The following is a 21,444-nucleotide window of genomic DNA, read 5'->3' on the forward strand; positions in this document are numbered from 1 at the left end:
CGCCGGACCAGTGGCTCGATCGCTCACACGGACTGCATGGCGCGCAGCACGTCGACGAGCCCATGACCCTGGAAGTCGCGTTCACGGGAGAGGTCGGTCGCCGTCGCGCACAGGATCTGCTTCACGCGCTCGGGGCGGCCGAGCAACTCGCGGTAGCGGGCCAGCAGCATGGCCGCCGCCCCGCTGACGTGTGCCGCCGCCTGGCTGGTGCCGTGCATGGCGGCGATGCCCTCGCCGGGGATCGGTCCGTCGATGTCCTCCCCGGGCGCCACCAGGTCGGGCTTGGGCCGTCCGTCGCCGGTGGGGCCACGGCTGGAGAAGTAACTGACGCCGTGGCGGTGCGGATTGCTGCGGTGGGTGGAGCCGACGGTGATGACCGACTCCGCGTTGCCGGGATCGGAGATGCTGATGTCGTGGTAGCCGGCGCCCAGGGTGCGTACGGTCCCGGTGAACCCGGCGTTCCCGGCGGCGGTCACGACCACGACACCGGACCGCGTCAGCCGGTCGCACTCGACGCACACCGGTGTCCAGCCGGTGGAGTGGGTGGCGACGTCGTGCGGCACGGACAGGCTGAGGTTGACCCCGGCGATGACGAACCGGCCGGCCTGCTCGTTGATGTGCCGGACCGCCTGGAGCGCGGTGACGATGGAGAACTCGTCGCCCTCCCCCTCGTCGTTCAGCACCCGGAAGTCGTACAGCCGGATGCGCGGGCAGATGCCCCGGAACTCCAGCTCCGGCCACCAGCCGCCGATGATGCCCGCGATGTGCGTGCCGTGCTGGTCGCCGGGCGGTACGTACGCGTCCGGCTGTCCGGGCGCGGGCGGGCCGGGGGCCGGGCCGTTCTCGACGGACGGCAGGGCGGCCGACCAGTTCACGAGCCCGTTGACCAGCGCGTCGTCGGGCAGCTTCGCCCGTACGCAGGTGAAGTCGAAGGAGCGGGCGATACGCGACTCCAGCTTCCGGGGCGGGGAGACCGTGGTGTCCCACTCGTGGAACGCCGAGTGCCGCGCGTCGAGACCGCTGTCGACCACGGCCCAGCCGATCGAGGCGCTGTCGACGGAGAACACCTGCTCGGCGGCGTCGGCTTTGATCGTCCGCCGCGACCGTACGACCGCGCGGGTCGCCCGGCGGTTCGTCGTCACGGAGACGATGGGGTACTTCTGCCGCCGGTCGACGACCTGGCCCACGGGGGTGTGGGCACCGCGCACGGGGTGCGGGTCCGGGACGACGGAGGCCAGCATGCGGACGAGTACGCCGGTCACGTCCTGTTCGTGCGGGTTGGCGTCCGCCACGACCCGGCGCAGCAGGTTCAGGAACCACGTGAGCTGGCGGCCGCGTTCCTGGCGGCGCTGCATGTTGTCGTGGATCTCGCTGGTCGCCGGGGCCCGGATGTGCCCGTGGAGCGCCGCCTCGATGCCCTCCGCACCGCTCTCGACGGCGAGTTCGTGCGCGACCCGCACCACCCCCGCGAGACTGGTCAGCGGCAGTAACGCCGTGACCAGTTCCTCCAGCGTCATCTGCACGACCACGAAGCTCCCGGCCGCCACCGGCCGGCACTCCTCCGTCAGCCCGAGCCGCTGCAGCCGTTCGAGGGCCTGCTCGACGCCGTACTCCTCACGGACCGCGAGGATCAGGTCCTGCCGGTACGAGGAGTCCTGCCGGTACGAGGAGTCCTGCCGGTACGAGGAGTCCGGCGGCCGGGGTGGCGGGGACGGTCGCGGTCGCGGGGGCGGCGGTGGTTCGGTCAAGGCCGGTGGTTCGGTCAGGGCCGGTGGTTCGGCGAAGGCCAGCCACACACCGAAGTGCACCGGACAGTCGGTGGCCCACAGGACGGGCACGGGCCCCTCCCCGTAGAACACCGCCAAGAGTTCCGCTCGGTCCATCAGTGCTCCCGATGCGCTTGGCGGGAGAGGGACTTAACCCATTCTCCGCCCCGGTCAGGAGCACCGCATCCGGGAAGCGGGGACGGCGAAGGCGGCGGCCCCGGGGATCGGGGGCCGCCGCCTTCGGTCTGTGTGCCGGCTCAGTACCAGTGGTTGGCCTGCCAGAAGTTCCACGCGCCGCAGGGGCTGCCGTAGCGGTCCTTCATGTAGTCCACGCCCCACTCGATCTGCGTGGCGGCGTTGGTCTTCCAGTCGGAGCCGGCGGAGGACATCTTCGAACCGGGGAGCGCCTGGACCAGACCGTAGGCGCCGGAGGACGCGTTCGTCGCGTTGACGTCCCAGTCGCTCTCGTGGTCGACGATGTTGGAGAAGCACTTGTACTGGGCCGAGTCCGCGATCATCTTCTTCGCGACCGCCTGGGCCTGAGAGGCCTCCGACGCGGCCTGGGCGGGCGCGGCGGCGAACAGGGCACCGGTGGCGGCAGCGGCCAGGGTGGCACCGGCGAGGGCCTTCTTCGGGGAAGCGATGCGGCGGAGAACGGAGAGGGTCACGGAGAGCCTTTTCTTCGGGGACATGGCCGTCGCGGGCATGCCTTCACCACGTGCTGTGCGGTGGGGGCGTACGTCGGCGCCGAGGCCCGTGGGGGCTCGTCGGCGCCGTGCGACTCATCCAGAGAAACAGCCGGAGCAGCCGCCCGCAATGACCCCTTTTGCTAGTTGTGGCCGTATCCGGGCCGAAGGGCCAGTCTGTGGCGTGGCTCTCAATGCGCAGGTCAGCGGCCATAAGGGCGTGGGCATGCCACGTAGTTGGATCTACGACCGTGATTCGTATGTGACGTGGGTCCTGTGGGGTGGTTCACGGCTCACCCAACGGAGCGTGAGTGGCGCCTCACCCGCTGGTCATCGCGGGGGCGGGGCGAATGTGACCGCGCTCTCGAAGGCCGCCCTGCGCGTGGCCCGGCGCAGCGCCTTCAGGACCGGGGCGCCGAGGGTGAGGGTCAGGACGACGGTGGCGACCGCGCGGCCCAGGTCCCAGCCGAGGGACGTGGCCAGGCAGTACGCGACGAAACGGGCGAGGTTCGTGGCCGGGTCCGCGTGCCCGTCGAAGGCGATGTTCGCGGCGAGGGTGTCGATGAAGGGCCAGCCGTAGAGGTTCATGACCGTGCCGTACGCGAAGGCGGCGACGAAGCCGTAGGCGGCGAGCAGGACGAGTTCGCCACGGCCGCGCAGGCGGTTCGCGCCCGGCAGGAGCCCGGCGCCCATCGCGAACCACCCCATCGACAGCATCTGGAACGGCATCCACGGGCCCACACCACCCGTGAGCAGCGCGGACGAGAACATCGTCACCGCGCCGAGCGTGAAGCCGAAGCCGGGGCCGAGGACGCGTCCGCTCAGCACCATCAGGAAGAACATCGGCTCGATGCCGGCCGTCCCCGCGCCGATCGGCCGCAGCGCCGCGCCGGTCGCCGCGAGAACGCCGAGCATCGCCACGGCCTTCGCCCCCAGCCCTGCCTCGGAGAGCGTCGCCCCGACCACCCCGACGAGCAGCACCAGCAGGCCCGCGAACAGCCAGGGGGCGTCCTTCGCGTGAGCGGTCACCTGGGACCCGGGGTCCGCGAAGAAGGGCCAGGTGAAGGCGGCGGCACCGATGAGGCTGACGAGGAGGAGGGCGGCGACGGTGCGGGGGGAGAGGGGGACGGGCTTTGGGCGGGGGCGGATGCGGGGGCGCGGGAGCCTCATGACCGCTCCTGCTTCGTCGCGCCTTGCCGTTCCGGCTCCGCCGCCCGCAGGGCGTGCCGCACCTGGGCCGTGGTCAGCCACTTCTGCGGCGCGAGGATCTTCGTGACCTGCGGGGCGAAGGACGGGGAGCCGACGACGACATCGGGGGTGGGGCCGTCCGCCACGATCTCACCGTCGGCGAGGATGACGACGCGGTGGGCGAGGTCGGCGGCGAGCTCCACGTCATGGGTGGCCAGGACGATGGCGTGGCCCTCGCCGGCGAGCGTGCGCAAGGTCGCGACCAGGCGGGACTTGGCCGCGTAGTCGAGGCCTCGGGTCGGCTCGTCGAGGAGGAGCAGCGGCGGGCGGGCCGTGAGGACGACCGCGAGGGCAAGGGCCAGCCGCTGTCCCTCCGAGAGGTCTCGGGGGTGGGTGTCGTCCGCGATCCCGGGCAACAGGCCGGAGGCGAGCGCCCGGCAGGTGCCCGGCTCGGCCCCGGCGTCCCGGTCCGCCGCCGCGCACTCCGCGGCGACCGTGTCCGTGTACAGCAGGTCCCGGGGCTCCTGCGGTACGAGGCCCACGCGGCGTACGAGATCCCGGGGTGCCGTGCGGTGGGGGACCAGGCCGCATATGTGCACGGAACCGGCCGACGGTGCCACCAGGCCGACCAGTGCGGAGAGGAGGGTGGACTTGCCGGCGCCGTTGCGGCCCATGACGGCGATGGTCTCGCCGGGGGTGACGGTGAGGGTGACGTGGCGGAGTGCGTGGACGCTGCCGCGGTGGACCGAGAGGGCTGTGACCGTCGCCGGGGGCGCGGGACTTGACGGCGCCTCCGGAGTGGGGTGTTTGCGGAAGAGGCGGTGGAGGAGGGAGGGCTTCGGAGCCGGGGAGAGCTCGGGGGCGTCTGTGGTCTGCGGGGTGCGGGTGGTCTGTGGTTGATCGCGCAGCTCCCCGCGCCCCTGGGCGGCGTGGGTGTCGGCCGGGGTGTGGGGTGCCAGGCGTTCCCGGAGTGCTCCTGCCCTGCGGCGGGCGTCCCGCACGGTGAGGGGCAGGGGCGACCAACCGGCCAGTCGGCCCAGGTCCACCACCGGGGGACACACGGGGGAGACGGCCATCATGTCGGCCGGGGTGCCCAGGACGGGTGGGGCGCCGGGGGCCGGGAGGAGGGCGACCCGGTCGGCGTACTGGACGACGCGTTCCAGGCGGTGTTCGGCCATGAGCACCGTCGTACCGAGGTCGTGGACGAGCCGCTGGAGCACGGCCAGGACCTCCTCCGCGGCCGCCGGGTCCAGCGCGGAGGTCGGCTCGTCGAGGACCAGGACGCGGGGGTGCGGCGTGAGGACGGACCCGATGGCGACGCGTTGCCGCTGGCCGCCCGAGAGCGTGGCGAGGGGACGGTCGCGGAGCCCGGCGAGCCCCAGCAGGTCGAGTGTCTCCTCCACCCGGCGCCGCATGACATCCGGTGCGAGCCCCAACGACTCCATGCCGTAGGCGAGTTCGTCCTCGACCGTGTCCGTGACGAAGTGCGACAGCGGGTCCTGCCCCACCGTGCCCACCACGTCGGCGAGTTCACGCGGCTTGTGCGTACGGGTGTCCCGCCCGGCCACCGTCACCCGGCCGCGCAGAGTGCCGCCGGTGAAGTGCGGCACGAGCCCGCTCACCGCCCCCAGCAAGGTCGTCTTGCCGACGCCCGACGGGCCGACGAGAAGGACGAGTTCGCCCTCCGGGACCTCGAAGTCCACGCCCTGGAGCGTCGGTTCGGCCACTCCGTCGTACGTGACGGAGACATCCTCGAAGCGGATCATGAGGTCTCCTTGGCGGTGGGCTGCCGTGGGGCCGGTACCGCGAACGCCGGGAGCAGGCCCAGCAGGATCGCGGCGGCCGGGCGGAGGGGGAGGTCCGGGGAGGTGAGGGGGACGACGGTGGGGTGCAGGGCGGCGGAGTCGTACGCGGCGAGGACGACCATCAGCACGGCGACGGCCACGCCCGAACCGGCCACCAGCCAGGCCCGCACGCCCCACACGTCCGGCCGGTAGCGGGTGCGCGGCGAGCGACGGCAGCCGAGCCGCAGACCGGTGAGCGCGGCGGCCAGACCGGTGAGCAGCACGGGGAGCCCGTAGGTGCCGCCCTCGGCGGTCAGTACGCCGTACGTTCCCGCGCAGACGCCGAGCAGACCGCCGAGGGTGAGCGCGGCCGTCGTACGGCGGACGCGGGCGGGAACCTCGGCGGTACGGCCGTAGCCGCGCGAGTCCATCGCGGCGGCGAGCGCCACCGACCGCTCCAACGCGCCCTCCAGCACCGGCAGTCCGACGTGCAGCAGCCCCCGTACGCCCCGGTCCGGCCGCCCGCGCAGCCGCCGCGCGGCCCGCAACCGCTGTACGTCCGCCACGAGATGCGGCGCGAACGTCATCGCCACCACCACCGCCACGCCCGCCTCGTACAGGGCGCCGGGGAGGGACTTGAGCAGGCGGGCCGGGTTCGCGAGGGCGTTCGCGGCGCCGACACAGATCAGCAGGGTGGCCAGCCGCAGCCCGTCGTAGAGCGCGAAGAGGAACCCCTCCGCCGTGACCCGACCGCCGAGGCGAATCCCCTGCGCCCATGCCGGGAGCGGCACTTCGGGCAGCGTGAACAGCGTGTGTGTACCGGGGATGGGGGAGCCCAGCACGACCGCGAAGGCCAACCGGATCAGCAGCACCGCCAGCCCGAGCTTCACGAACGCGGTGTACGAGCGGGCCCAGGGCGCGTCGGTGCGGTGCGTGGCCACGACATAACCGGCGACGGCGACGAGGAGGGCGAGGAGGAGGGGGTTGGTCGTCCGGGACGCGGCGGTGGCGAGCCCCAACGACCAGAGCCACCAGGCGAGGGGGTGCACCCCGGCCGGCCCCGTCCCCGGGCGCTGCCCCGTGAACCACCGCACGCGCCCTACCCCCGGCGCCGTCGACGCGCCTGCCACACCGCCGCCGCGCCCAGCGCGGCGACCACCCCTGCGCCGACGAACAGCCCGACGGACGGCCCCTCTTCGTCGCCGGGGGCCGACTCGGGCGACGCGCTCACGGCCTCCGACGTCGGCTCGGCACCGGCGGTCGGGTCCGCGTCGACCGCCTCACCGCACCCCTTCCCCGGATAGTCCGCGATGGCGCAGAGCAGCGCGTTCGTGTCGTACCGCAGCGGCTTCGCGACGGACGCCAGCGCCTCGGCCGTCGTCGCGTCGTCCGGCACCCGCGCACAGGCCGTCCGCGCGGCCGGGGGCGTCTCCCCGGCCGGCGCGTCCGCCGCCGTACCGAAGTCGATGACCAGCGCGACCCGCTTCTCCCCGTCCCGGGCGGCCTTGTTCGCGCAGATGACGTCGAAGTCGGCCGTCCCGCGCGGCTGCGCCGCATGCGCCGAGTCCCGGCTGACAGCGAACCGGAACCCCTGGACCTCCCCGTCGGAGGGCCGCGCGGTGGAGGGCCCTTGTGTGGCGTACGCCCACGCCGACCCGTTCCGCTCCCAGAACGACCAGTACCGGTACGCGGCTGCCTGAGCCTGCGTCCCACTCCCGAGCACGAACAGGAACACGAACACGAACACGAACACGAACACGGACACGAGCACGTGCACCAGCGGCACGCCGCCCGTCAGGAGCGGCGCCTTCCTCGGCCGGGAGGGCCTCCGGTGGGCGATCATGCCTCGCGCCGGTTCCGGCCGGCCCTCAGCAGCGTGAACCCGACCACGGCGATCACGGCGACGAGCCCGAGCCCGATTCCCCACCACGCACCTGCCCCGAGACCGTCGCCGCTCTCCTCCCCGGCGGCCGTGTCCTCGTTCGGCACGGAGGAGTAGTCGTCCACGTCGCGCGCCGGACCGGTGTCCTTCAGCTGGGCCACGAGGTCGGCGCCGCCGAAGTCGCGGGGGTCGCCGCCGGAGGCGCGCGAGGCGAAGATGAGCTGGGCGTACGCGGCCGGGCCGGCCTTGGCGGCCCAGACGCCGTAGTTCTTCTCCAGCCAGGCGAGCGGCTTCCCGGTCGCATCGGTGTCCCCGGCGGCGGCGAGGGCGACGACCGCGTCGGCGGTGTTGCCGTGGTCGGGCTGGTCCTCCGCCCCGGCGAGCGCGGACTCCAGGTAACCGTCGGCGGTCAGAGCGCCGGCGAGGTAGACGGCCCCGTTGTGGGCCAGGTCCTTCGGCGCGTCACCCGCGACGCACTCTCCGCGGGACCCCGTCCCGGCCTCGCCGTCGGGCGCGGTGTCGGGCGCGTTGTCGGCCGCGAACCCCTTGCCCAGACTGCCGAGAACCGCGGCGGCCGTGGCGTCGGCGTTCGCGGCGAGGCCGCCCTTCTTGTCCGGCTGATAGGCGAAGGCGCCACCGTCCTTCTTGTCGCCCCCGCAGGGGATGACGAGGGAACGGAGGGCGTCGTAGGGCGAGTTGCCGCTCTTCTCCTGCTTCTCGGGTGCGTCGCCCACGGCGGTCAGCGCGCCGATGACGACGGCCGTCGAGTTCGCGTCGCTGGGGCCGCCGACGGTGTAACCCCAACCACCGTCGTTGTTCTGGTTGTCCTTCAACCACCGCACCGCCCGCCCGGCCTCGGCGTCCCGCCCGCCGACCGTGGCGAGGGCCTGCACCGCGGCGGCCGTACTGTTCGTGTCGACGGCCGTCTTGGCGTCGCACTTCGCGGTGGCGTCCGCCCGGTACGCAGCGAACGCCCCGCTCGCGCACTGCTGCCCGACGAGCCACTCCACGGCCCCGGCGCCGGGCTCCTCCCCGACGATGTCCAGCGCGAGGAGCGCGAGGGACTGCCGCCAGACGCCGTCGTAGGTGGGGTCGTTGGAGCCGTACAGGCCGTTGGGAATCGCCTGGGACGGCGAGGGGGAGGGAGCGTCGTCCGCGTACGTGCCGTCGGCGTACGCGTCGTCGGCGTACGCGACCGGTGCGAAGCCCGCATCGAGCCCGAGCCCGAGTCCGAGTCCGGGTCCGGATCCGGGGCCAAGTCCGTTGCCGAGCCCGGTCGTGACGGCCAGTACGGCGACTGCTACCGCGGCGCTGCGGCGGACATTCATGATCGGCGGCTGCCTCTCCCTGACGGGGAGCCGGGGCGGCACGGCGAAGCGCCGGGCGGCTCGGCTCCGTATTCCTCGACGGTGCCGTACACCGGCGGGCCGCCGGTGACGCGAGCCGGTCACGGTTCGTCCAGGGCAGTCCGACTCGCCGTCCCCTTGCCGGGGTCGGCTCACGGTTGCGGGTCAGCGCCGGATTTGCACCGGCTTCCCCCTGTACGGGCGTGATGACGACCCGGCCACTCTACCTGCCGGTAGCCAAAAGCCTGAGGGCCCTCTGTGCGCCGGGATAGGTTCGCGCCATGCGTACGGGGAGACTGCTGGGGGCGGGCCGCACGGCCGACGTATACGAACTCCACGACGACGAAGGCGAGTCGGGAACGGACGGGCAGGGCGGGACCGGCGAGTCCGGCGCCGACGCCGTAGCCTCCGGCCCCGACGGCCGTGACGAACCCGACATACGCGGTGTGCCAGACGGGGCCGACAGATGCGGCGGGTCAGGTGGCGCCTGGGTGTTGCGGCGGTATCGCGACGGCTGGGGTGACGCGGCTGCCGAGGCCGAGGTCATGGAGTACGTACGCGGCCACGGTTACCCCGTCCCGCGCGTGCGCTGGGCGAGCCGTACGGAGATGGTGCTGGAGCGGCTGTCCGGGCCGACCATGGTCGAGGCTGTTGCCGCAGACCTGCTCGACCCGACCCAGGCCGGCGCCCTCCTGGCCCGCCTCCTGCACGACCTCCACGCCATCCCACCGCGCGGCAACGCGTCGGCTTCTCCGCCGCGCATCCTCCACCTGGACCTGCACCCCGAGAATGTCATCCTCACGCCCCACGGCCCCCAGGTCATCGACTGGAACAACACCGAGCAGGGCCCACCCGGCCTGGACTGGGGCGTCTCGGCGCTGATCCTCGCCCAGGTAGCCGCCGACACGGCCGACTCCCGCGCGGACATGGCCCACACCGTCCTGGCCTCTCTCCTCACCCACCAGCCGGACGGCCCCTCGGCGCTGACGGACGAGGGCCTGATCGCGGCGAGAGAGCGTCGTGCGGCCAACCCGACGATGAGCACCCACGAGCTCGAACTCCTAAAGGACGCGGAGAAGTTGGTCCGCTCCCTCGCCACCCCGGGATCTACCTGAGCCTGCCGTCGTCACAGTTCGCCGAAGACGACTCCGCGCCAGGTCCAGCCGGCGTCGAGCACGGCGTTCCGTAGGGGGCTCGCAGTTCCGAGCTGTCGAAGCGGAAAACCTCGGTCGCTTCGAGGCCGCCGCTGTCGCCGCGCCCGATCGTCCAGCGGCGGGAGACGGTCGTGCCCTGCCCGCGCGAGTACTCCCACGACATCGCGAGACTCGGCGGATTCCCGCGCGCACGACGTACGGCACATCGGGCCGATTGGCCCCGATCCCGCATGTCGTGGTTGGCGGGGCGTCGTCGTGTTTTCCAGGGGTTGTTTGTTCGGACGCCGGCGACCGAACGCGAACAACATCCGGGCCGCTAGACCTGAAGGCCGCACAGGGCAAGGACTTCGGGAAGGACGAATCGCGATGAGGCGAAACAGGCTGGTCCTCGCGGCGGCAGGCGGCGCGCTCGCGCTGAGCGGCGCGCTGGGCACGCAGGCCGCGGCGGCGGACGTGGGAGGGGTCACCGTGCTTGCCACGGAGACGTACAAGAACAAGGCCACGAGTCGCTGTATGGATGACAGTGACTTCGGGCTGCGCGCCGTGGGGTGCCACTTCAATACGACCCAGCAGTGGACCCCGCGCCCCATCGGTGGCTACCGCGAGCTGAAGAGCGCCGGCACGGGCCGTTGTCTGGACGACAGCGACCGTGGGTTCCGCACCGTGGGGTGCCACGGCGGCACGACCCAGCAGTGGCAGGTGATCTCCCTTGGAGGCGGCGCCATCCAGTTCAAGAACCGGGGCACCGGCCGCTGCGCGGACGACAGCAGCGCGGGGCTCCGTACCTGGACGTGCTGGGCGGCGACGGACCCCAAGGTCGTGAACCAGAGCTGGTCCTGAGACACCGAGGGGAAGCCAATGCGCGCGGTGAAACGAATACGAACGGAGAAGCGAATGGAAACGGGGAAGCGGATGGGAACGGAGAAGCGAGAAGCGCGGAAGCGAAGGGGAGCGGGGAATCGGATGCGGTCGAACGTCGTGGCGAGGTCGCTCGTCAGTGTCACCGCCGTCGTCGGGATCGCCGCCGGGAGTCTGGCGGGGGCGGGTGCCGGCTTCGCCGCGTCCGCGCCGGCCGCGAAACCGGCGGTGAACTCCGAGGCCGTCGCCCCCCTCGCGGTGGTCAACCTGGGCCTGAGCACGGCGCAGGCCCAGGACGTCCAGCGCTGGCTGGCCAGGTACTGGGGGTACACCGGCGCGATCGACGGGCTGCTGGGCACCCACAGCTGGATGGCGTTCCAGCGCAACCTCCGGAACTGGGGCTATACCGGCGAGATCGACGGCGTCGTCGGCGGCGGCACGATCAGCGCGCTGCAACGCCTGCTGCGGCACTGGGGCTACACCGGGCCGATCGACGGAATCGCCGGGGAGGGGACCCAGGCCGCCTTCAAGGCGTTCGCCGAGGGCATCTGGCCCTGATCCGGGTGGCCGGTTCCTGAGCGACAACCCTGCCGTGCCCGCGCCCGTGCCCTCGCCGAACACAGCGCGCCGAGGGTGCGGGAGGCGGGCGGCGGGCGGCGGGCGGTCCCGTCTCCTCACACCGCCACATACGTGACCGGCTCGCTCCCCGCCACCGCCTCCGCGCGCCCCAGCTTCACCAGTCGTCGCAGGTGGGCCTCCGCCTCCGAGACGGCGATGGTGCGGGAGGAGAAGGGGATCTGGGGCCAGGGGCGGTTCCACTCCATGCGCTCGGCGAGTTGCCAGGGGGTGAGGGGCTCGGCGAGGAGGGTGAGCAGACCGGTGAGGCGGGACTCGTGGTGGGCCAGCAACTCCCGTACGCGCGCGGCGGTGTCGGTGAACGCGTACTGGTGGGCCGGCAGCACCTCGGCGGGGCCGAGGCGGCCGACGCGTTCCAGGGAGTCGAGGTAGTCGCCGAGGGGGTCGGTGACCGTGTCGTCGTCGGGATCCTCGTACAGGCCGATGTGCGGGCTGATCTCGGGGAGGAGATGGTCGCCGGAGAACAGCCGTCCGTAGCCCGGGAGTTGGGCGGGATGGGCCTCCTCCAGGTGGAGGCAGACGTGGCCGGGAGTGTGGCCCGGGGTCCAGATCGCGCGGACGCGGCGGCCGGCCAGGTCGAGGAGTTCGCCGGGGACGATCTCGCGGTCGGGCAACGCGGGGGAGAAGCCGGGCAGGGCGCGCGGGCGGCGAGGGGCGCGCAGGGGAGCGAGGTGTTCCTCGGGAGCGCCCGCGGCCGTGAGCTTGTCCGTCATGTACGAGAACCAGCGGTCCGGGCCGGTCCCGCGGGTGCGCCGTACGATCGCCGTGTCGGCCGCGTGCATCGCGATCCACGCCCCGGACGCCTCGCGCACCGCGCCCGACAGGCCGTGGTGGTCGGGGTGGTGATGGGTGATGACGACACCGTGGATCTCCGCGACCGACGTACCGCACGCGGTCAGTCCCGCCGCGAGCGTGTCCCACGACGCCGGGTCGTCCCAGCCCGTGTCGATCAGCACCGGTCCGCGGTCGGTGTCCACGACGTACACGAGCGTGTGGCCGAGTGGATTGTCCGGGATGGGGACCTTGACTGACCGTACGCCTCCGCCGTGGTCGGTCACGTGTGTCATGAGCTCCCCTGTCGTCGATGCCCCGATCGCCACGCTGCGGCCACTATAACTAGAACGGGTTCCACCAGGGGCGGTGTGAGTGTCGTGAAGCGCCCTGAAGCGCTGTGAGACGCCGTGAACCCGCACAGGGCGGACGGCCTGACGTCCGTTCCGTGGACTCCTCCGAGTGGAACTGGTATCAGTTCCCTATCTGATGGAGCGTCAGAGAACTGGTCCCGGGAGGCAGTCGGCCATGACCGAGCTCGTGGAACACGGACAGCTGTTCATCGGCGGGGAGTTGACCGACCCCCAGGGCACGGACGTCATCGAGGTGGTCTCGCCCCACACCGAGGAGGTCATCGGCCGCGTCCCGCACGCCTCACGCGCGGACGTCGACCGGGCCGTGGCCGCCGCGCGCCAGGCCTTCGACCACGGGCCCTGGCCGCGCATGACCCTCGACGAGCGGATCGAGGTCGTCGCACGGATCAAGGACGCCTTCGCCGTGCGGCACGAGGAGTTCGCCCGGATCATCAGCTCCGAGAACGGCACCCCGTTCACCTCCAGCGTGATGGTGCAGGCGCTCGCCTCGATGATGGCGTGGGACGCGGCGATCACGACGGCCCGCGACTTCACGTACGAGGAACGGCGGGACGGCGTGCTCGGCAAGATCCTGGTCCGGCGCGAGCCGGTCGGGGTGGTCGCGGCGGTCGTCCCCTGGAACGTCCCGCAGTTCACCGCCGCCGCCAAACTCGCCCCCGCCCTGCTCGCCGGCTGCCCGGCGATCCTGAAGGTCTCGCCCGAAACCCCGCTCGACGCCTACCTGTTGGCGGAGATCGCCACCGAGGCCGGCCTGCCCGAAGGGGTTCTCTCGATCCTCCCCGCCGACCGCGAGGTCAGCGAGTACCTGGTCGGACACCCGGGCGTCGACAAGGTCTCCTTCACCGGCTCGGTCGCCGCCGGCAAACGCGTCATGGAGGTCGCCGCCCGCAACCTCACCCGCGTCACGCTGGAGCTGGGCGGCAAGTCGGCGGCCGTGATCCTCCCCGACGCGGACGCCCAGACCGCCGTCAACGGCATCGCCCCCTTCGCCTGGATGATCAACGGCCAGGCGTGCGTCGCCCAGACCCGCATCCTCGTCCCGCGCTCGCGCTACGACGAGTTCGCCGAGGCCTTCACGGCCGCCGCCTGCGCGCTGAAGGTCGGCGACCCCCTCGACCCGGCCACCGAACTCGGCCCCCTCGTCGCCCAGCGCCAGCAGCGCCGCAGCCTCGACTACATACGGATCGGCCAGGAGGAAGGCGCCAAGATCCTCACCGGTGGCGGCCGCCCGCCCGGCCTCGACCGCGGCTGGTACGTGGAGCCCACCCTCTTCGGCGACGTCGACAACTCCATGCGCGTCGCCCGCGAGGAGATCTTCGGCCCGGTGATCTGCCTCCTGCCGTACGGCGACGAGGCCGAGGCCGTCAAGATCGCCAACGACTCCGACTACGGCCTCAGCGGCAGCGTCTGGACCGCCGACGACGAGCGCGGCGTCGACATCGCCCGCCAGGTCCGCACCGGCACCTACTCCGTCAACACCTTCAGCCTCGACATGCTCGGCCCCTTCGGCGGCTACAAGAACTCCGGCCTGGGGCGGGAGTTCGGCCCCGAGGGCTATGGCGAGTACCTGGAGTACAAGATGATCCACCTGCCCGCCGGCTACGAGCCGCCCGCCGGCGTCGTCGCGGGGAAGGGCGTCGGATGACGGGCGACCGCTGGCGGGTGGAGGTCGACCGCGCCCTTTGCATCGGCTCCGCCCAGTGCACGCACCTCGCCCCGGACGCCTTCCGCCTCGACACCGCCATGCAGTCCCACCCCACGGCCCTCGAGACCGACGCCAACGAACGCATCCTGAAGGCGGCGGAGGGCTGCCCGGTGGAGGCGATCACGATCACCCTGCCGGGGAGCGGGGAGCCGGTGTTCCCGCCGGAGGAGTAGGGGCTTACGCGGCCTGGGACGCCGAGGAGCGGCAGCGCGCCGCCGACCTCTGCCCGACGCGCGGCCGCGTCGTGAACGTCCCCGTGACCGGCGGCCGGCGCTGCGGGGAGGCCCTGCTCGCCCGATATGCCAGAAAAATCCCCTTTAGGGGGTTGCATTCCCGTGTGGGTGTTCTATCGTAGAAAACAGCCTACGAGACGAGTGAGGGAGCCGACCGGAGTAGCCGACATGGGCGAGAGGTAGCAGATCCGCCGGTGCCGACGTCGACGGTCGGGCTGAGAGGCCGGAAGGTAGCAGGACAGGACCTGATGGCGACCCCCAGCACCTGATCCGGGTAATACCGGCGCAGGGAACCCGTCTCGTAGGTCTTTTTATGCCTGCTTCCGCTATGCCTTCTTCCGCCGCTCCGGCGCCGTCAGGTCGATCAGGCGGCAGACCGTCTCGATGTCGATCTTCACCTGGGCGATGGAGGCGCGGCCGGAGAGCCAGGTGATCAGCGCCGAGTGCCAGGTGTGCTCGATGACGCGGACCGCCGACAGCTGCTCCGGGGTGGGGTGCTCCAAGCCCATCGCGTCGAGGATGATCGCGGTGGTCTGGTGGGAGACCTGATCGACCTCGGGGCTGACGCTGCGATCGGCGAAGGTGAGCGCGCGGACCATGGCGTCGGCGAGGTGGGGCTCGCGCTGCAGGGCGCGGAAGGCACGCATGAGGGTCTCGGCGACGCGCTCGGCCGCCGTCTCGCCGGACGGCGGTTTCTTCCGGAGCGTGCCGTGCATGTGCTCCAGCTGGGCCTGCATGGTGGCGACCAGCAGATGGATCTTGGAGGGGAAGTAGCGGTAGAGCGTGCCGAGGGCGACCTGCGAGGACTCGGCGACCTCACGCATCTGTACGGCGTCGAAACCGCCCCGGCTGGCCAGCTGGGCGCTCGCGTGCAGGATGCGGCGCCGACGGGCCTCCTGCCGCTCCGTGAGGGGCGGCGAGTCCGGTCGTACGGCGCCGGCTTCCACCTTGACTTCCGCAGGCATGGGTCTCGTTCCGTGACAGTCGTGACGGTCGGTGAGGGTATGCGATCAAATAGCATGCCAGGGCGTCGGCCGTGGCGTGAATCACCTGATCCATCTCTCACAGCGGTACTACCAGCCGGTAGATTCAGAGCCTCTTGAACGATCAACTCTGAAACTTGTTCTAGATTACCGTCTCGTCGTAATCTCACGGGAAATCGCAGTGAGAAGGGGGCCAGGAGTGACCGCTGAGGCCAGTCAGGCGGGGTCCCGACATGACCTCGCCGCGGACGGCGAGCGACCGCTCAATATCGCGCTCCTCACCTATAAAGGGAACCCGTTCTGCGGGGGCCAGGGCGTGTACGTACGGCACCTCTCGCGTGAGCTCGCGCGCCTCGGCCACCGGGTCGAGGTGATCGGCTCCCAGCCGTACCCCGTGCTCGACGAGGACGCCGTACCCGTCGACGGCCCGGGCCGGCTCTCCCTCACCGAGCTGCCCAGCCTCGACCTCTACCGGCAGCCCGACCCCTTCCGCACCCCCGAGCGCGGCGAGTACCGCGACTGGATCGACGCCCTCGAAGTGGCGACGATGTGGACCGGCGGCTTCCCGGAACCGCTGACCTTCTCGCTCCGCGCCCGCCGCCATCTGCGCACGCGGCGCGGCGAGTTCGACGTCGTCCACGACAACCAGACGCTCGGGTACGGGCTGTTGGGCGAGGTGGGCGCCCCGCTCGTCACCACCATCCACCACCCCATCACCGTCGACCGGCAGTTGGAGCTGGACGCGGCCGAGGGGTGGCAGCGGCGGATGTCCGTGCGCCGCTGGTACGCCTTCACCCGCATGCAGAAGAGGGTCGCGCGGCGACTGCCGTCCGTGCTCACCGTCTCCGGCACCTCCCGCCAGGAGATCGTCGACCACCTCGGCGTACGCGACGACCGTATGCACGTCGTGCACATCGGCGCCGACACCGACCTCTTCTCGCCGAATCCGGCCGTGGCCCAGGTCCCCGGCCGCATCGTCACCACCTCCAGCGCGGACGTCCCGCTCAAGGGGCTCGTCTTCCTCGTCGAGGCGCTCGCCAAGGTGCGCACCGAGCACCCGGCCGCCCATCTCGTCGTCGTCGGCAAGCGGCCCACCGAGGGCCCGGTCGCCCAGGCCGTCGAGCGGTACGGCCTCGAAGGCGCCGTCGAGTTCGTCAAGGGCATCTCCGACGCCGAACTGGTCGACCTGGTCCGCTCGGCCGAGGTCGCCTGCGTGCCCTCGCTGTACGAGGGGTTCTCGCTGCCCGCCGCCGAGGCCATGGCCACCGGTACGCCGCTGGTCGCCACCACCGGCGGAGCCATACCGGAGGTCGCCGGACCCGACGGCGAGACCTGCCTCGCGGTGCCTCCCGGCGACCCGGGCGCCCTGGCCACCGGGATCAGCCGGCTCCTCGGCGACCCGGACCTCCGGCAGCGGCTCGGCCGCGCGGGACGCGAACGGGTCCTGCAGCGGTTCACCTGGGCCAGGGCCGCCGAGGGCACGGTGGCCCACTACCGCGAGGCGATCGCCCGGGACGGGGGCCGCTCCGCCGCACCGGTGGCGGACCGAGCCGTCGAAGAAGTAGTTGAAGCAAACCGCGAAAGCGCCAACCGCGAAAGCAGGGCCACGTGCTGACCGTCGACTTCTCCCGGTTCCCGCTCGCCCCGGGGGACCGTGTCCTGGATCTCGGCTGTGGAGCGGGCCGGCACGCCTTCGAGTGCTACCGGCGCGGCGCCCAGGTCGTGGCCCTCGACCAGAACGGCGAGGAGATCCGCGAGGTCGCCAAGTGGTTCGCGGCGATGAAGGAGGCCGGGGAGGCCCCCGAGGGCGCGACCGCCACCGCCATGGAGGGCGACGCCCTCGCGCTGCCCTTCCCCGACGAGTCCTTCGACGTCGTCATCATCTCCGAGGTGATGGAGCACATCCCCGACGACAAGGGCGTACTCGCCGAGATGGTCCGGGTGTTGAAGCCCGGCGGCCGCATAGCCATCACCGTCCCGCGCTACGGCCCCGAGAAGGTCTGCTGGACGCTGTCCGACGCGTACCACGAGGTCGAGGGCGGCCACATCCGCATCTACAAGGCGGACGAGCTGCTCGCGAAGATCCGCGAGGCGGGCCTCAAGCCGTACGGCACCCACCACGCCCACGCGCTGCACTCCCCGTACTGGTGGCTGAAGTGCGCGTTCGGCGTCGACAACGACAAGGCGCTGCCCGTGCGGGCGTACCACCAGCTGCTGGTCTGGGACATCATGAAGAAGCCACTGGCCACCCGGATCGCCGAGCAGGCGCTGAACCCGCTGATCGGCAAGAGCTTCGTGGCGTACGCGACCAAGCCGCACCTTCCCTGGATCCCCGAAGAATCCGGGACCTCCGAGGAAGCCAGGACCTCCGAGGAAGCCGGGACCAAGGCCGGGGCGGCCGCCAAGTGACCACGCCCCGGACAGAACACCTGGTCCTGCCCGGGGTCCTCACCGCCGAGCAGGCCGCCGCGACCGTGCGGGGCCTCCTCGCCGTACAGCGGGAGGACGGCGCGATCCCCTGGTTCCGGGGGCACCACCTCGACCCGTGGGACCACACCGAGGCCGCCATGGCCCTGGACGCGGCAGGAGAGCACGAGGCCGCCGAGCGCGCCTACGAGTGGCTGCGCCGGCACCAGAACGAGGACGGCTCCTGGTACGCGGCGTACGCCGACGGGGACGCCGACGACGTCACCGACCGGGGCCGTGAGACCAACTTCGTCGCGTACATAGCCGTCGGCGTCTGGCACCACTACCTGGCCACCGGCGACGACACCTTCCTGGACCGCATGTGGCCGGCCGTCTACGCGGCCGTGGAGTTCGTGCTCCGGCTTCAGCAGCCCGGCGGCCAGATCGGCTGGCGCCGCGACGACGACGGCACGCCCACGGCCGACGCGCTGCTCACCGGCAGCTCCTCCGTCCACCACGCGCTGCGCTGCGCGCTCGCCATCGCCGAGCAGCGCGAAGAGCCGCAGCCCGACTGGGAGTTGGCGGTCGGCGCGCTGCGGCACGCGATACGCCGGCACCCCGAGCGGTTCCTCGACAAGGACCGCTACTCGATGGACTGGTACTACCCGGTGCTCGGCGGCGCGCTCACCGGCGCCGAGGCCAAGTCCCGCGTGGAGGAGGGCTGGGACCGCTTCGTCGTCCCCGGCTTCGGTGTCCGCTGCGTGGTCCCCAACCCCTGGGTGACCGGCGGCGAGTCCGCCGAACTCGCCCTGGCGCTCTGGGCGATGGGCGAGTCCGACCGCGCCCTGGAGATCCTCCAGTCCATCCAGCACCTCCGCGACCCCGACTCGGGCCTGTACTGGACGGGTTACGTCTACGACGACCAGGCCGTCTGGCCCGAGGAACTGACCTCCTGGACGGCCGGTTCCCTGCTGCTCGCCGTGGCCGCGCTGGGCGGCGACGAGGCGACGTGCGCGGTCTTCGGCGGGGAGCGCCTGCCGCGCGGGCTGGACGCGGAGTGCTGTTGAGCCGAGGGGGCACGTGCGGCTGAGTGGGGGCTGCCCTTGAAAGCAGGGGGTGACCCGTGCTTTTCAGGGGCGCGGGGAACCGCCCGAGCAACCGCACACCACCCGCACTCGCCTCACAGCCTCAGCCTCCCGAGCTCTTCGGCGCGTTCGGCTCTCCCGCGGAGCATTCAGTGGCGATGCATCCGGTTGGCGATCGCATGCCCCACAAACAGATAGACGACGGCCGCCAGGCCGTACCCGGCCACCACCCTCGCCCACTGCTCGTCGAAGGTGAACAGGTCGTGGGACCAGCCCGCGAGCCAGCGGGCCGCGTCATGGACGAACTGCACGAAGTCGTTCGTGCCGTTGGCGTCCAGAAGGTACATCAGGATCCACAGGCCGAGGATGAAGGCCATGATGTCGGCGACGATCGCTATGATCCGGCCCGCCTGGTTGGAGCCGCTATATCGAGACATGCCGTACGGGTAGCCCGCCGCGCTTCGCTGAAACCTCAAGGGGCTCCCGACAGACGGGACATGCTTACGAGTTGAGCTCCGCCAGCACCCGCAACGTCTCCGGATCCGGCGCGAGCACCAGCAGGTCGGTCACCGGCCCCTTCCGCCACAACTCCAGCCGCTCCGCGATGCGTTCGCGCGGGCCGACGAGCGAGATCTCGTCGGCGAAGGCGTCCGGTACGGCGAGTACGGCTTCCTCGCGCCGCCCGTCGAGGAAGAGACGCTGGATGTGCCGGGCCTCCTCCTCGTAGCCCATGCGGGCCATGAGGTCGGCGTGGAAGTTGCGCCTGGCGTGCCCCATGCCGCCGATGTAGAAGCCGAGCATCGCCTTCACGGGCAGCAGCCCTTCGGCGACGTCGTCGCAGACCTTGGCCCGGGCCATGGGCGCGATGAGGAAGCCGTCGGAGATGCCGGTCAGCGACGCCTCGTAGACATCGGTCCGCGTCGGCGACCAGTACAACGGCAGCCAGCCGTCCGCGATCCGGGCCGTCTGCGCGATGTTGCTCGGCCCCTCGGCGCCGAGCAGGACGGGCAGGTCGGCGCGGAGGGGGTGGGTGATGGACTTCAGCGCCTTGCCGATGCCGGTGCCGTCCGGCCCGTCGTACGGGAGGGGGTGGAAGCGGCCGTCCAGCTCGACGGGGGCCTCGCGCCTGAGGACTTGGCGTACGACGTCGACGTACTCCCTGGTCGCGGTGAGCGGGGACTTCGGGAACGGCCGCCCGTACCAGCCCTCGACGACCTGCGGCCCGGAGAGCCCGAGACCGAGGAGGGCGCGTCCGCCGGAGAGATGGTCCAGGGTCAGGGCGTGCATCGCGGTGGTGGTGGGCGACCGGGCGGCCATCTGGGCAACCGCCGTACCCAGCTTGATCCTTGAGGTCTGCGCCGCGATCCAGGTGAGCGGTGTGAAGGCGTCCGATCCCCAGGATTCGGCGGTCCACACCGAGTCGTAGCCGAGCCGCTCCGCCTCCTGCGCGAGCGGTACATGGTCCGCCGAGGGGCCGCGCCCCCAGTAACCGAGTGCCAGACCGAGCCGCATACGCCTGCCTCCTGACGGTGCGTCAGCTCAACGGAGCGGGAGGCGACTGTACGACAACGGCCCCCCGCCCGGAAGAGCGAGGGGCCGGTCGTACGGCGGGTTGTGGGGCGGTCCTGCGGCGGGGTGGTCAGCCGCGCTGGATGCCGCTGGTGTCCTGGAGGACACCACGGCGGCCGTCCTGGGTCTGGGCCACCAGGTTGGGGCCGCGCTGCTCGACCGCCAGGTACCAGGTGCCCGGGGCCAGTTCGGCGATCGTCGACTGCGAACCGTCCTCCGCGAACAGCGGACGGGCCACCGGCACCGCGAACCAGAACGGCGAGAAGTCGGCCGCCGGCGGCTGCGGGGCCGCGGCCTGCTGCTGCGGAGCACCACCGAACGGCGCACCCGGCCCCGGCTGCCCGGGCTGCGGCTGGCTCGCGCCGAACGGGGGCTGCTGCGCACCGGCGCCCGGGTAGCCGTAACCACCGGGCGGCTGGGCGCCGTACGGCTGCGGGGCGGCCGGACGCGGGGCGCCGACGAGCGCGGCCTTGAGGGCGGGGACGAGGGGGGTGGCGATGGCGGCGGCGGCCAGGAGCAGGGCGGCGATCAGACCGAGGATGAGACCGGCGCCGGAGTCGGGCTCCGAGCCTCCGAAGGCGCCCAGCAGTTCCTCCATCGCGCCGAACGGGTCGATGATCGACCAGAACGCGGTCCACGCGGCGAAGATGGTCAGCGCCACCCCGAGCTGGCCGACGTCGAGGCCGATGACCTTGGGCGGCTGCGGCAGCGCACGGGCGAGGACGATCAGCACCGCACCGACGATGCCGGCGACGTACATGCTCATCACCAAGCCGAGGTTGTCCCAGGCATTGGGGATGTCGTCGCCGGAGCCGTCGAACGTGTCGAGGAACGACGCGATGAACAGCAATACCGCTGCTCCGATCACGACGCCGTCGCCTCTGGTGAGGGAGCGGATATTCACTTCAGGTCCTTCGTCAGTCGTCTCGTCGTCGGTGGAGGCGTCGCCGTCACCATGTCGCCGTCAGGCCGTGGTGGGAAGCGCGGGGGTGGCCCCTCATCGTAGGGACGACCCTAT

General features: G+C 71.9%; 20 protein-coding genes and 1 riboswitch. Of the genes, 8 read left to right on the forward strand and 12 right to left on the reverse strand.

Features of this window, described 5'->3' with window-relative positions; translation table 11 throughout:
- Positions 1–23: 23 nt before the first annotated feature.
- From ACWD26_RS02475 to ACWD26_RS02505, 7 genes are all read right to left on the reverse strand, one after another.
- The gene (locus tag ACWD26_RS02475) at positions 24–1,883 is read right to left on the reverse strand and encodes a S8 family serine peptidase (RefSeq protein ID WP_451265388.1); all 1,860 of its coding nucleotides are present in this window, start codon (positions 1,881–1,883) and stop codon (positions 24–26) included.
- 140 nt (positions 1,884–2,023) lie between these two features.
- The gene (locus ACWD26_RS02480) at positions 2,024–2,473 is read right to left on the reverse strand and encodes an aggregation-promoting factor C-terminal-like domain-containing protein (protein WP_451265390.1); all 450 of its coding nucleotides are present in this window, start codon (positions 2,471–2,473) and stop codon (positions 2,024–2,026) included.
- A 309-nt stretch (positions 2,474–2,782) separates the two neighbouring features.
- Positions 2,783–3,622, reverse strand: a complete 840-nt coding sequence (locus ACWD26_RS02485; RefSeq protein WP_451265392.1) for an ECF transporter S component — start codon at positions 3,620–3,622, stop codon at positions 2,783–2,785.
- Complete coding sequence (locus ACWD26_RS02490; protein ID WP_451265394.1) at positions 3,619–5,406, reverse strand: ABC transporter ATP-binding protein; 1,788 nt, start codon at positions 5,404–5,406, stop codon at positions 3,619–3,621. The genes ACWD26_RS02485 and ACWD26_RS02490 overlap by 4 nt, the downstream gene beginning before the upstream one ends.
- Entirely contained in the window at positions 5,403–6,518 is a 1,116-nt protein-coding gene (locus tag ACWD26_RS02495; protein ID WP_451265396.1) for a CbiQ family ECF transporter T component, read from the reverse strand. The genes ACWD26_RS02490 and ACWD26_RS02495 overlap by 4 nt, the downstream gene beginning before the upstream one ends.
- Before the next feature lie 5 nt (positions 6,519–6,523).
- Positions 6,524–7,267, reverse strand: coding sequence for an SCO2322 family protein (locus tag ACWD26_RS02500; protein WP_451265398.1), 744 nt, complete (start codon positions 7,265–7,267; stop codon positions 6,524–6,526).
- The gene (locus ACWD26_RS02505) at positions 7,264–8,634 is read right to left on the reverse strand and encodes a prenyltransferase/squalene oxidase repeat-containing protein (RefSeq protein ID WP_451265400.1); all 1,371 of its coding nucleotides are present in this window, start codon (positions 8,632–8,634) and stop codon (positions 7,264–7,266) included. Before ACWD26_RS02505 ends, ACWD26_RS02500 begins: the two co-directional genes overlap by 4 nt.
- A gap of 150 nt (positions 8,635–8,784) precedes the next feature.
- Positions 8,785–8,843: riboswitch (cobalamin riboswitch) on the reverse strand.
- Positions 8,844–8,933: 90 nt separating this feature from the next.
- Here ACWD26_RS02505 and ACWD26_RS02510 point away from each other — a divergent pair.
- The 3 genes from ACWD26_RS02510 to ACWD26_RS02520 all read left to right on the forward strand — a co-directional run bounded on the left by ACWD26_RS02510 (position 8,934) and on the right by ACWD26_RS02520 (position 11,222).
- Positions 8,934–9,767, forward strand: coding sequence for a phosphotransferase (locus ACWD26_RS02510; protein WP_451265402.1), 834 nt, complete (start codon positions 8,934–8,936; stop codon positions 9,765–9,767).
- Positions 9,768–10,172: 405 nt separating this feature from the next.
- Positions 10,173–10,646 carry an RICIN domain-containing protein gene (locus tag ACWD26_RS02515; RefSeq protein ID WP_451265404.1) on the forward strand — a complete coding sequence of 158 codons (474 nt, stop codon included), beginning with the start codon at positions 10,173–10,175 and terminating at the stop codon, positions 10,644–10,646.
- A gap of 123 nt (positions 10,647–10,769) precedes the next feature.
- Positions 10,770–11,222: a peptidoglycan-binding protein gene (locus tag ACWD26_RS02520; RefSeq protein WP_451265406.1), complete on the forward strand. Its 453-nt coding sequence runs from the start codon at positions 10,770–10,772 to the stop codon at positions 11,220–11,222.
- 116 nt (positions 11,223–11,338) lie between these two features.
- On the opposite strand, the gene ACWD26_RS02525 is transcribed toward ACWD26_RS02520, so the two are convergent.
- Positions 11,339–12,367 (reverse strand): MBL fold metallo-hydrolase, encoded by a 1,029-nt coding sequence (locus ACWD26_RS02525; protein ID WP_451265408.1) that lies wholly within the window; start codon positions 12,365–12,367, stop codon positions 11,339–11,341.
- Between the two features lie 232 nt (positions 12,368–12,599).
- Here ACWD26_RS02525 and ACWD26_RS02530 point away from each other — a divergent pair, with 232 nt between their 5' ends.
- Together ACWD26_RS02530 and ACWD26_RS02535 are read left to right on the forward strand one after the other, a co-directional pair.
- Positions 12,600–14,090 (forward strand): aldehyde dehydrogenase, encoded by a 1,491-nt coding sequence (locus ACWD26_RS02530; RefSeq protein ID WP_451265410.1) that lies wholly within the window; start codon positions 12,600–12,602, stop codon positions 14,088–14,090.
- Positions 14,087–14,323 carry a ferredoxin gene (locus ACWD26_RS02535; RefSeq protein WP_451265412.1) on the forward strand — a complete coding sequence of 79 codons (237 nt, stop codon included), beginning with the start codon at positions 14,087–14,089 and terminating at the stop codon, positions 14,321–14,323. The genes ACWD26_RS02530 and ACWD26_RS02535 overlap by 4 nt, the downstream gene beginning before the upstream one ends.
- Before the next feature lie 386 nt (positions 14,324–14,709).
- On the opposite strand, the gene ACWD26_RS02540 is transcribed toward ACWD26_RS02535, so the two are convergent.
- On the reverse strand, positions 14,710–15,348 hold the full coding sequence (locus tag ACWD26_RS02540) for a TetR family transcriptional regulator (RefSeq protein ID WP_451265414.1): 639 nt from the start codon (positions 15,346–15,348) through the stop codon (positions 14,710–14,712).
- Positions 15,349–15,565: 217 nt separating this feature from the next.
- Here ACWD26_RS02540 and ACWD26_RS02545 point away from each other — a divergent pair, with 217 nt between their 5' ends.
- The 3 genes from ACWD26_RS02545 to ACWD26_RS02555 are packed head-to-tail and all read left to right on the forward strand — an operon-like array spanning position 15,566 to position 18,839.
- The gene (locus ACWD26_RS02545; RefSeq protein WP_451265416.1) at positions 15,566–16,981 is read left to right on the forward strand and encodes a glycosyltransferase family 4 protein; all 1,416 of its coding nucleotides are present in this window, start codon (positions 15,566–15,568) and stop codon (positions 16,979–16,981) included.
- A complete protein-coding gene (locus tag ACWD26_RS02550) occupies positions 16,975–17,775 on the forward strand; it encodes a class I SAM-dependent methyltransferase (RefSeq protein ID WP_451265418.1) in 801 nt (266 codons plus the stop codon). The genes ACWD26_RS02545 and ACWD26_RS02550 overlap by 7 nt, the downstream gene beginning before the upstream one ends.
- Positions 17,772–18,839: a prenyltransferase gene (locus tag ACWD26_RS02555; protein ID WP_451265420.1), complete on the forward strand. Its 1,068-nt coding sequence runs from the start codon at positions 17,772–17,774 to the stop codon at positions 18,837–18,839. The genes ACWD26_RS02550 and ACWD26_RS02555 overlap by 4 nt, the downstream gene beginning before the upstream one ends.
- Positions 18,840–19,006: 167 nt before the next feature.
- On the opposite strand, the gene ACWD26_RS02560 is transcribed toward ACWD26_RS02555, so the two are convergent.
- The 3 genes from ACWD26_RS02560 to ACWD26_RS02570 all read right to left on the reverse strand — a co-directional run bounded on the left by ACWD26_RS02560 (position 19,007) and on the right by ACWD26_RS02570 (position 21,330).
- On the reverse strand, positions 19,007–19,294 hold the full coding sequence (locus tag ACWD26_RS02560) for a hypothetical protein (RefSeq protein ID WP_451265422.1): 288 nt from the start codon (positions 19,292–19,294) through the stop codon (positions 19,007–19,009).
- Positions 19,295–19,358: 64 nt separating this feature from the next.
- Positions 19,359–20,369 (reverse strand): LLM class F420-dependent oxidoreductase, encoded by a 1,011-nt coding sequence (locus tag ACWD26_RS02565; RefSeq protein ID WP_451265424.1) that lies wholly within the window; start codon positions 20,367–20,369, stop codon positions 19,359–19,361.
- A 127-nt stretch (positions 20,370–20,496) separates the two neighbouring features.
- Complete coding sequence (locus ACWD26_RS02570; protein WP_451265426.1) at positions 20,497–21,330, reverse strand: hypothetical protein; 834 nt, start codon at positions 21,328–21,330, stop codon at positions 20,497–20,499.
- Positions 21,331–21,444 lie beyond the last annotated feature (114 nt).

It is taken from the genome of Streptomyces sp. NPDC002787 (genome assembly GCF_053592095.1).